At 44.3% G+C, this 11,189-nt stretch carries 8 protein-coding genes and 1 tRNA gene (1 of these 9 running past the window's edge); all 9 read right to left on the minus strand.

Annotated elements, in window-relative coordinates; all coding sequences use genetic code 11:
• Positions 1 to 3,056, minus strand: partial view of a DNA-directed RNA polymerase subunit beta' gene (locus tag A2048_07000; protein OGP07946.1) — the 5' portion only. It extends 1,045 nt beyond the left edge of the window; 3,056 of the gene's 4,101 nt are visible here — the first part of the coding sequence; it begins with the start codon at positions 3,054 to 3,056; the stop codon falls past the left edge of the window.
• Between the two features lie 74 nt (positions 3,057 to 3,130).
• Positions 3,131 to 7,243 carry a DNA-directed RNA polymerase subunit beta gene (locus A2048_07005; protein OGP07947.1) on the minus strand — a complete coding sequence of 1,371 codons (4,113 nt, stop codon included), beginning with the start codon at positions 7,241 to 7,243 and terminating at the stop codon, positions 3,131 to 3,133.
• A gap of 150 nt (positions 7,244 to 7,393) precedes the next feature.
• Positions 7,394 to 7,777 (minus strand): 50S ribosomal protein L7/L12, encoded by a 384-nt coding sequence (locus A2048_07010; protein ID OGP07948.1) that lies wholly within the window; start codon positions 7,775 to 7,777, stop codon positions 7,394 to 7,396.
• 119 nt (positions 7,778 to 7,896) lie between these two features.
• On the minus strand, positions 7,897 to 8,421 hold the full coding sequence (locus A2048_07015; protein OGP07949.1) for a 50S ribosomal protein L10: 525 nt from the start codon (positions 8,419 to 8,421) through the stop codon (positions 7,897 to 7,899).
• Positions 8,422 to 8,439: 18 nt separating this feature from the next.
• The gene (locus tag A2048_07020) at positions 8,440 to 9,129 is read right to left on the minus strand and encodes a 50S ribosomal protein L1 (protein OGP07950.1); all 690 of its coding nucleotides are present in this window, start codon (positions 9,127 to 9,129) and stop codon (positions 8,440 to 8,442) included.
• A gap of 46 nt (positions 9,130 to 9,175) precedes the next feature.
• On the minus strand, positions 9,176 to 9,598 hold the full coding sequence (locus A2048_07025; protein OGP07951.1) for a 50S ribosomal protein L11: 423 nt from the start codon (positions 9,596 to 9,598) through the stop codon (positions 9,176 to 9,178).
• Between the two features lie 84 nt (positions 9,599 to 9,682).
• A complete protein-coding gene (locus A2048_07030; protein ID OGP07952.1) occupies positions 9,683 to 10,216 on the minus strand; it encodes a transcription termination/antitermination factor NusG in 534 nt (177 codons plus the stop codon).
• Between the two features lie 49 nt (positions 10,217 to 10,265).
• Complete coding sequence (locus A2048_07035; GenBank protein ID OGP07954.1) at positions 10,266 to 10,460, minus strand: preprotein translocase subunit SecE; 195 nt, start codon at positions 10,458 to 10,460, stop codon at positions 10,266 to 10,268.
• Positions 10,461 to 10,784: 324 nt separating this feature from the next.
• Positions 10,785 to 10,857, minus strand: a tRNA-Trp gene (locus A2048_07040).
• Positions 10,858 to 11,189 lie beyond the last annotated feature (332 nt).

Genomic DNA, 11,189 nt, shown 5'->3' on the forward strand with positions numbered 1-11,189 from the left:
TATTTAATAACCCCTGCCACTTCAGTGATAATGGGAACCGTGTAAGGATCCCATTCGGCTAAAAGACTTTTAACCTTAACCTTGTCACCTTCTTTAAATTTGAGAATGGCACCGTACACCAAGGAATATCTTTCACGTTCACGACCTGTTTCATCCATGATGGCAATTTCACCGTGACGATTCATCACCGTAAGATTTCGTTGTTTATTGGTCACCACACGAACATTGATAAGACGGACAACGCCATCATGACGGGATTCCAAGGTCGATTGTTCCGCTCGACGAGAAGCAGCCCCCCCCACGTGGAAGGTACGCATGGTCAACTGGGTTCCCGGTTCACCGATTGACTGGGCGGCAATCACCCCCACGGTTTCACCAATATTCACCATGTGCCCACGGGCCAAATCACGGCCATAGCACTTAATGCACACACCTTGCCTTGCCTGGCAGGTAAGCACGGAACGGATCCTTACTTTTTCCAAACCGGCATCTTCGATTTTTTCAACCAGTTCTTCATTAATTTCCTTTCCGGCAGGCACCAAAACTTCACTTGTATAAGGGTCAGCCACATCATCTAAGGCCACACGACCCAAAATACGATCTCCCAAAGCCTCAATGACTTCTCCCCCTTCAACAAGGGGTGTCATTTCAATACCATCCAAGGTTCCGCAATCATCAATATTCACAATCATGTCCTGAGCCACATCGACCAAGCGACGTGTCAGATAGCCTGAATTGGCTGTCTTAAGAGCCGTATCGGCCAACCCCTTACGAGCACCGTGTGTTGAAATAAAGTACTGCAACACAGTGAGCCCTTCACGGAAATTAGCCGTAATGGGGGTTTCGATAATTTCACCAGAGGGCTTGGCCATCAAACCACGCATACCGGCCAACTGACGCATTTGCTGCTGCGAACCACGGGCTCCTGAATCGGCCATGATGTAAACAGGGTTAAAGCTTGGCATACGCTTGCCATCGGCACCGATCTGCTGGCTCATCCCACGGATCATTTCACCCGAAATAGCTTCTGTCACCTGCGCCCAGATATCAACCACCTTGTTATAGCGTTCTCCGTCGGTGATTAAACCTTCGACATACTGATTTTCAATTTCAGCGATTTGTTTATAGGCATCATCCAAGAATTTTTGTTTGTTGGCAGGAACAATCATGTCATCAAGCGCAATGGAAATACCGGCTCGGGTTGCAAATTCAAAACCTATATTCTTAAGCCTGTCTGCCAATAAAACAGTCTGTTTATTGCCTGCAATTCGGTAACAAAGATCAACCAGTTCAGCGATGGCCTTTTTATCCATGACCCGGTTGATAATTTTAAACGGAATTTTTTCAGGCAAAATTTCGCTCAGCAAAGTTCTTCCCACTGTTGTTTCTTCCATTTCTCCACGTAAACGGACCTTAATTTGGGCATGAAGGTCAACCACACTATTATCCCAGGCCGAACGTACTTCTTTGGGGCTGGAGAAAATTTTGCCAGCTCCACGTGCGCCCTGTTTTTCGCGGGTCATGTAATAAATTCCCAAAACCATGTCCTGGGTGGGAACAATAATGGGTTTGCCATTGGCAGGAGAAAGAATGTTATTTGTCGACATCATAAGCACACGAGTCTCAATTTGTGCTTCAATGGAAAGAGGAATATGAACCGCCATTTGATCCCCGTCGAAGTCGGCGTTAAAAGCCGCGCAAACAAGGGGGTGTAACTGAATGGCTTTTCCTTCTGTAAGAATGGGCTCAAAAGCCTGCATCCCCAAACGATGCAGTGTGGGAGCACGGTTTAGAATAACGGGGTGTTCTTTGATCACTTCTTCCAAGACATCCCATACCTCGGGCCTTTCTTTTTCAACCATTTTTCGGGCACTCTTGATGGTAGAAACAAAACCTTTTTCTTCCAGACGTTGGAAAATGAAGGGCTTGAAAAGTTCCAAAGCCATCTTTTTGGGAAGACCGCATTGGTGCAAGCGAAGATGGGGACCAACCACGATAACCGAACGTCCCGAATAATCGACGCGCTTACCCAAAAGGTTTTGGCGGAAACGCCCTTGTTTGCCTTTGATCATGTCAGAAAGCGAACGAAGAGGACGTTTGTTCGGGCCTGTAAAAACTTTTCCACGACGGCCGTTATCTAAAAGAGCATCAACAGCTTCCTGCAACATACGCATTTCGTTGCGAATAATAATTTCAGGAGCATTTAATTCTTGAAGGCGCTTCAAACGATTGTTTCGGTTGATGACTCGCCGGTATAAATCATTCAAATCGGATGTGGCAAAACGGCCCCCTTCCAAGGGAACAAGGGGACGTAAATCAGGGGGAATCACAGGAACCACTTCCATCATCATCCATTCGGGATGATTACCCGACTCTTTAAGGGCTTCAACCACGCGCAACCGTTTAGACAATTTTTTCTTTGTGGCTTCGGAAGATGTTTTTTCAAGATCTTTTCTAAGTTGCTTGCCCAACACCTCAAGATCAATCTTACGAAGCATTTCACGCACAGCGGCTCCGCCCATGGAGGCTTCGAAGTCACCGCCAAACTGAGCGCGCGCTTTTTGATATTCATCTTCGCTTAAAATATCTCCGTTTGAAAGCTTACTGGAACCCGCATCGGTCACGATATAAGATTCACAATACAAGACACGCTCAAGATCTTTCAAACTGACATCCAGAAGAGTCCCGATACGGGATGGCAAGCTTTTAAGGAACCAGATATGAGCCACAGGAGTTGCCAGGTTGATATGTCCCATGCGTTCGCGGCGCACTTTTGACTGGATTACTTCCACTCCGCATTTTTCGCAGACAATGCCACGATGTTTCATGCGCTTGTACTTACCGCAATTGCATTCGTAATCTTTGACGGGTCCAAAAATTTTGGCACAAAACAAACCGTCACGTTCCGGCTTAAACGTACGGTAGTTGATGGTCTCCGGCTTTTTAACTTCTCCAAAGGACCAACTACGAATCATGTCGGGGCTGGCAATTGAAACCTTCACGGATGAATAGCATGAAGGGTCTTTGGGTTTTTCAAAAAAAGAAGTGATATCCATATTTTGCTTCCCCTTTCCTTAAGACTTCAACCCGTAGTTTTAAAATCTACCGGTTAAAAGACACAGGAAAGAAATTATTTTTCTTCGATCAATTCGACATTAAGGGCCAAGCTTTGCATTTCCTTGATGAGCACTTTGAAAGATTCAGGGAGCCCTGGTTCAAGGGTGTGGTCTCCCTTGACAATGTGCTCATACATGCGCGTACGACCAATAACATCATCGGACTTAACCGTAAGGAATTCCTGAAGCGCATAGCTGGCGCCGTAAGCTTCCATGGCCCATACTTCCATTTCCCCCATACGTTGTCCCCCGAACTGGGCTTTACCGCCCAAAGGTTGTTGGGTGACCAGCGAGTAAGGTCCAATGGAACGGGCATGAATCTTGTCGTCAACCAAGTGGTGTAATTTCAAAATGTACATATCCCCCACAGTGACAGGATGTTCAAAAGCATCCCCTGTACGTCCATCAAACAAAGTGACCTGACCTGACTCAGGAACACCCGCCAAACCAAGAAGATATTTAATTTCTTCTTCGCGGGCTCCATCAAACACAGGCGTATTGAAATAAACACCATGCCCCAGATCTTTGGCCAAAGCCAAAAGTTCATCCTGGGTTGCCGATTCAATAAACTCATTCACCGAAGGTGATTGGTAAATCTTTTTAACAAATGCGGCAAAATCATCTTTGTTAAAATGATCCGTTAAAAAAGTCCGTATTTTATGGCCCAAGGCACGACCCGCACGACCCAGGTGTACTTCAAGAATTTGTCCGATATTCATACGAGAAGGCACGCCCAAGGGGTTTAACACCACATCCACAGGAGTTCCATCTTCCATATAGGGCATGTCTTCTTCAGGCAAGATACGGCTGATAACACCCTTGTTTCCGTGACGTCCGGCCACCTTGTCCCCCACCATCATTTTACGTTTGATGGCTACATAGACCTTGACGATTTTGATCACTCCTGGAGGAAGCTCATCTCCCTTTTTCAGGCGATTGACTTTTTGATCATAGACCATACGAACCAAGTCCATTTGGTCTTCCATCTCTTCCAAAATGTCACCAATCTGGTCCTCCAAACCATCGCCACCTTCCACGGAAATTTCCTTCCATTTCTCAAAGGGGATTTGTTTGAGCATGGATTCGGTGATCTTTTTACCCTTGACCAAAAGAACTCTTTCACCATCATCATCCATGACTTTGGAAGACGAAGTTTGGCCTACAAGCAATTGGGCCAATTTTTTTTCTGCCGAAATGCGTACCACACCCAATTCGTCTCCCTGATCTTTCTGGAGCTTTTTGGTGGCTTCGTCCTGCTGTTCCCTGGAACGTTCGTCCAAGTCAATTCCTTCGCGAGAAAATACCTGAGTGGCAATAACGGTACCCACAATGCCAGGCCCCACGCGCAGCGACGAATCTTTTACATCACCGGCTTTTTCACCAAAGATGGCTCGCAAGAGTTTTTCCTCAGGAGAAAGTTGGGTCTCTCCCTTGGGAGTAATCTTACCCACCAAAATATCATCAGGCTTTACTTCAGCCCCAATTCTTACAATGCCAGACTCATCCAAATTTTTCAGAGCTTCTTCCCCTACATTGGGAATATCGCGGGTAATTTCCTCACGACCCAATTTTGTGTCGCGGGCAATACATTCAAATTCCTCAATATGAATGGAGGTAAAGGTATCTTCCTTGACCAGGCGTTCGCTGATAAGCACGGAATCTTCAAAGTTGAAACCGCCCCAGGGCATGAAGGCCACTGTCACGTTTTGGCCCAAAGCCAACTCGCCTCTTTCAGTGGAGCATCCATCGGCGATGATCTCACCTTTTTTGATGTGATCGCCCACACTGACCAAAGGAATCTGGTTGATACAGGTGTTCTGATTGGAACGCTGATATTTAAGCATGTTGTAAATATCAACTTCTGTCTGGGTTCCGTCTTTCTTTTTGGCTTTGTCCGCTTTCACCACAATGCGCGAAGCGTCAACTGAAATAACAATACCATCACGGTCTGTAACCACTGTAATTCCTGAATCACGAGCCACAATGGGTTCGATCCCCGTACCCACAATGGGTGAACGAGACCGAAGCAAAGGCACGGCCTGACGTTGCATGTTTGAACCCATGAGAGCACGGTTGGCGTCATCATGTTCCAAAAATGGGATAAGAGAAGCGGCAATACTGACCAACTGATTGGGAGAAACGTCCATCAGATCCACTTCATCCTTGTTGACCATCATGAACTCGCCATTTTTACGGCAGCTGACCAATTGGTCGATAAAATGACCTTTTGCATCGAGCTTGGCATTGGCCTGACCAATCACGTGATTGGCTTCATCCAAGGCAGAATAGTAGGCCACTTCATCGGTCACCCGGCCCCCTTCAACCTTGCGATAAGGCGTTTCAATAAATCCGTACTCATTGACACGGGCATAGGTTGAAAGTGAAGCGATCAAACCGATATTCGGACCTTCGGGTGTTTCAATGGGACAAATACGACCATAGTGGGTGGCATGCACGTCACGCACTTCAAAACCGGCACGCTCACGGGTTAACCCTCCTGGTCCAAGAGCTGAAAGACGGCGCTTGTGTGTAATTTCAGAAAGAGGATTGGTTTGATCCATGAACTGGGACAACTGGGATGAGCCAAAAAACTCCTTCACGACAGCCGAAACGGGTTTGGCGTTGATAAGATCATTGGGCATGAGAGTTTCAATTTCCTGCAAACTCATGCGTTCTTTAATGGCGCGTTCCATACGTACCAAGCCGATGCGATATTGATTTTCCAATAATTCACCGACAGCACGAATACGGCGATTCCCCAAATGATCGATATCATCAACCATGCCACGACCATCTTTAAGGTTAAGAAGATAACGAACAATTTCCAAGATATCTTCCTTGCGAAGAGTGGTCACTTCCAAGGGTACATCAAAACCAAATTTGTAATTGATTTTAAGACGCCCCACACGTGACAAATCGTAGCGTTCAGGATTGAAGAAAAGGTTTTCAAAAAGGGCTGTTGCTGCTTCCAGGGTGGAAGGATCTCCCGGACGAAGACGTTTATAAATTTCGATCACAGCCTCTTCCGAATTTTTGACTTTATCAATTAAAAGAGTATTGCGGATATAGGATCCCACATTCAGGTTATCGATAAAAAGAAGACTGACTTCTTTTATCTTTCGTGTGTAAAGCTCTTCTATTTTTTCTTTGGTCAAAACATCGTTAGTGGCCAAAACAACTTCACCGGTATTTTTATCAACCACATCATGGGCGACAACACGGTCAATGATTTCCTCTTCATCAATGGCCAATTCGTTGATTTTAGCCTGGGCCATTTTATCCAAAAGATTTTGGGTAAATTTACGGCCTTTTTTGACAATCACTTCACCTGATTTGGGATGTTCAATATCACGCACCGCACGCTGAAATTTAAGCACTTCAGGGTTGACACTTTTGATTATTTTTTTCCCGTCAAGACGGATCGTTTCACTTAAATAAAAAGTGTTTAAGATTTCTTCTTCGGAAAGCCCTAGCGAACGCAGCAGGATGGTAACAGGCAACTTACGTCGACGGTCAATACGAACATAGAGTAAATCTTTGGTGTCAAATTCAAAATCAAGCCATGAGCCACGATAAGGAATCGCACGGGCCGAATAAAGTAATTTGCCGGAAGCATGTGTCTTTCCCTTGTCATGTTCAAAGAAAATACCAGGAGAACGATGTAACTGCGAAACGATCACTCTTTCGGTACCATTGATAATAAAGGTACCGTTACGAGTCATGAGGGGAATGGTTCCAAAATAGACTTCCTGCTCTTTAACATCACGGATTGACTGGGCACCAGTTTCCGGGTCATTGTCCCACACCACAAGACGTACGATTACCTTCACAGGAACTTCGTAGGTCATTCCGCGTTGACGGCATTCCATCATTTCATACTTGGGTTTTTCAAAACTATAACTGACAAATTCAAGGGAGGCCGTGTTGTTAAAGTCGGTAATGGGAAAAACGCTCTTGAAAATGGTCTGTAAACCTTCGTCCTTGCGCTGATCAGGAAGAGCGTCAAACTGGAGAAATTTAATATACGAATTGCGCTGAAGTTCAATCAGGTTTGGAATATCAACCACTTTTTTGATCCGTGAAAATTCCTTACGAAGACGAAAATTGGAAGCCGTAAGTTGAGGCATGGATTTAACTCCTTAATAACGTATATATGTAAGTTCAAAAAGGCCAAGGCCGCATATCTACCTTTGCCTTCTGATCCTATTTGTGGAAGAGCAGAAAAAGCCAAAGGGGCTTAAAAACTTAAATAATATTAAGCTTTAAACCCCTAAAAATTACTTAAGTTCAACCTTGGCGCCCGCTTTTTCAAGCTGCTCTTTGAACTTTTTGGCATCATCTTTGGAAACGCCTTCTTTAACAGTCTTAGGCATGGCTCCTTCAGCAAGGTCTTTGGCTTCTTTTAAACCAAGGCTTGTGATAACGCGGATTTCCTTAATGACACCAATTTTGTTGTCGCCGGTTGAGGTCAAGACAACGGCAAATTCGGTCTTTTCTTCTGCAGGGGCAGCAGCAGCGCCACCGCCAGCAGCAGCTACAGCCACTGGGGCTGCTGCCGATACGCCAAATTTTCCTTCGAACTTTTTAACAAGTTCGGAAACTTCCAAAACAGTCATTTTGGAAACAGCTTCTAGGATTTGATCGCTAGAGATTTGTGTCATGGAACATAAAGTTGCTAGTCGCTTCCTTGGCAAGACACAAAACCTTCATGTCCCAGCCCATAGCTACCTAACAAACTCCTAAAAAAATTTGTACGGACCCTGCAATGCGGGGCCCCTACTTACGATGATTTCTCCTTTTGATCGCGAATAGCCGCCAACACATTGACCACCTGGCGTGGAATTTGAGCCAACACACACACCCAATTCCGTGCAGGAGCCAACATGGAACCCATCGCTTTTGCAATAAGCTCTTCTTTTGAAGGAAGCGAAGCCAAGGTCTTGATTTGCTCAGAACTCATCGCCTGAGACCCCATGACCGCTCCTTTAAATTTGATCAATTCGTTATTTTTTGAAAATTCAACAATCACTTTTGCCGGACCCGTTGGATCAAGCTCACTGGTTGCCACAGCCGTGGTGCCGATAAAATATTGCGCCAAAAACTCAGAGGGCGTGCCCTTTACAGCTATTTTAGCCAAACGATTTTTAATCACCTTTAGAGATGATTGCTTTTCCTCAAGCTTGCGACGCAATTGATTAATGGCATCCACAGTCATGCCTTTGTAATCTGCAACAATGGTTAACTGTGACTTTAAAAATTTTGCTTTAAGATTTTCAATTTCAATGGCTTTTTGTTCACGATTCATAAAATCCTCTTACGTTTTTTAAATTTCCAAACTCCCCATATCCACCCGAATTCCAGGGCTCAAGGTGGCACTTAGGGTAAGACCTTTTAAATAAATCCCTTTAGCCGCCGAAGGTTTAAGTTTGATGACTTCATCCAAAAGACTTTTTAAATTATCCTTAATTTTTTGGGGGCCAAAGGATACCTTGCCAATGGCACAATGGATAATACTGGCCTTGTCTGTTTTGAAAGCTGCTTTTCCAAGCTTACATTCTTTCACGGCCTTGCCGACATCCTGGGTTACAGTTCCTGTTTTAGGATTTGGCATAAGTCCACGAGGACCCAAAATTTTTCCAACCTTACTTACTGCCACCATCATGTCAGGGGATGCAATCACTTTGTCAAAATCCATCCATCCTTCATTAATTTTTTTGACCAAATCATCGCTACCTACAAAATCAGCTCCCGCCTCTTTGGCTTCAGCTTCTTTAGCCCCCTTGGCAAATACAAGAACTCTTACTTGCTTTCCCAAACCATGGGGCATGTTTGTGGCTCCACGAACGTTTTGGTCGGATTGCTTTGAATCAGTGCCCAAACGAAGAGCAACTTCCACTGTTTGATCAAACTTGGCTCCCCCCATTTCAGAAACAAGTTGTACAGCCTGGTCAAGGGGATATTTTTTGGTGGGATCCACCTTTTTTCTTAATTCTTTATACCGTTTGCTAGACATAAAATTCCTCTCTCTGTAAGGGCGATTCATGAATCGCCCTTACGTATTATATAACCTCAAGCCCCATGCTGCGAGCCGTACCAGCAACACTTTTAACGGCCGACTCAAGCTTAGTGCAGTTAAGGTCTTTTAATTTGATTTTTGCAATTTCTTCAACCTGTGCCTTGGTCACTTTACCCACTTTTTCTTTTCCTGTTTGCCCACTTCCCTTTTCAATCTTGGCAGCCTTTAACAACAATATGGAAGCTGGAGGTGTCTTCAAAATAAAAGTGAAAGAACGATCCGAATATACAGTAATGATACAAGGAATAATCATGCCGGCCTGCTTCTGAGTGGCGGCATTGAACTGCTTGCAAAATTCCATGATATTCACCCCATGTTGACCCAAAGCAGGACCAACAGGAGGAGCAGGATTGGCAGCCCCTGCCGGGCATTGCAATTTAACATAGGTAACAATTTTCTTAGCCATTTATCATCAGTGTATAGGTTGGTAGATGTCAGGTACGGGCGTATTGCTATACGCCCGTACACGGCACCCACACACCTTCACACTTCACACATTCTTTTCAACTTGAGTAAATTCAAGTTCTACAGGAGTCGCACGTCCAAAAATACTCACCAAAACTTTAAGACGGCCCTTTTCAGGATTTACCTCATCAACAAGCCCGTTAAAGGTATTAAAAGGCCCATCGATCACGCGCACTGACTCGCCCTTCTCAAAAATCACTTTCATTTTGGGCTTCATTTGCCCTTCATCAATTTTTTGGGAAATCTTGCGAACCTCTTCTTCAGGAATCACAGGAGGACTGGTACTATTTCCCACAAAGCCAGTAATTCGGGGGGTTCCCCGAACAAGGTGCCACGTATTATCATTTAATTCCATTTTGACAAGAATATAACTTGGAAAAAATTTACGGGTCGTCGTCTTTTTTTGTCCCTTGCGGATTTCAACCACGTTTTCAGAAGGAACCAATATCTCCTCAAAAAAGGCGGCCATTTTATGAGACTTAATACGTTCTTCCAAAGCTTGTTTGGCTTTCTGCTCAAAACCCGAATATGTATGAACAACATACCAATTCTTAGTCATAAAAACCTCTTATGAAATAACTTCAATAAACAATATTCAAAGTATTATTTTATAAAGAAAAAAACTTCGTTGTTAAAAAAGCCCACACAGTGTCAAAGGTCACTAAAAACAAAGAAGCAATTCCCACCATAATTGCGACAATCACTGTAGAAACAAGGGTTTCTTTTCTTAAAGGCCAAGTCACCTTGACTAGTTCAGAAACAACCTCAAGGCCAAACTGGCTTGCCGCATTCCATTTTTTCAAACCAAAAAAAGTAACCAACCCCAAAACCAAAGCCGTAATCACAGGAAGGCTCACCACCCATTCATCAAAAACAGGCAATCGAAATAAATCAAAAACCAAAAGCATCACCTGTTTTGAAACAAAAAAAACAACCAACGCAATAAGAGAAAACCCAATGTTAACCCAATTTTTTGGTTCCATATTTACTATCCACCCTGATTTTTATCTCCCCACCTTAAATTTTTCTATCTCCCACCATTTATGCAGGGGAGATCCGCCGTCGGCGGACGACCTACGGTTTTGGAGACCAGCAACTTAAATTTTTTCTATCTCCCACCATTTATGCAGGGGAGACAGGGATCGAACCTGCGACCTACGGTTTTGGAGACCGCCGCTCTACCAACTGAGCTACTCCCCTAAAATTTCCGCAGGAAATTTTCCTCTATTTTCCCATACTATTTTCTAATGCGGAAGTTTTAGAAAATGGCATGAGAAAATGGAAAATAGAGGTTTTTATTTTGTTTCCTCGTGCAAAGTGTGTTTGCGGCAAAAACGGCAGTGCTTGCTCACCTTCATCTTTTCAGAATGCTTACTCTTGTTCTTTTTAGATGTATAATTGCGGCGTTTACATGCTGAACATTCGTAATGAATTATAACTCTCATAAATCAATTGATGAATGCATCATGTAGGGGTCCTCGTTTGCCAGACCCTTTAAGGGTGCAGCAAGCGAGCCACCCCTACTTACATTC

The sequence above is a fragment of the Deltaproteobacteria bacterium GWA2_45_12 genome, from assembly GCA_001797365.1.
GTDB lineage: Bacteria > UBA10199 > UBA10199 > UBA10199 > UBA10199 > UBA10199.

Bases quoted from the DNA above. Each gene is read 5' to 3' on its own strand.
- A2048_07005 (OGP07947.1), bottom strand. From the start codon at position 7,243: ATGCCTCAACTTACGGCTTCCAATTTTCGTCTTCGTAAGGAATTTTCA.
- A2048_07010 (OGP07948.1), bottom strand. From the start codon at position 7,777: ATGACACAAATCTCTAGCGATCAAATCCTAGAAGCTGTTTCCAAAATG.
- A2048_07025 (OGP07951.1), bottom strand. From the start codon at position 9,598: ATGGCTAAGAAAATTGTTACCTATGTTAAATTGCAATGCCCGGCAGGG.
- A2048_07030 (OGP07952.1), bottom strand. From the start codon at position 10,216: ATGACTAAGAATTGGTATGTTGTTCATACATATTCGGGTTTTGAGCAG.
- A2048_07020 (OGP07950.1), bottom strand. From the start codon at position 9,129: ATGTCTAGCAAACGGTATAAAGAATTAAGAAAAAAGGTGGATCCCACC.
- A2048_07015 (OGP07949.1), bottom strand. From the start codon at position 8,421: ATGAATCGTGAACAAAAAGCCATTGAAATTGAAAATCTTAAAGCAAAA.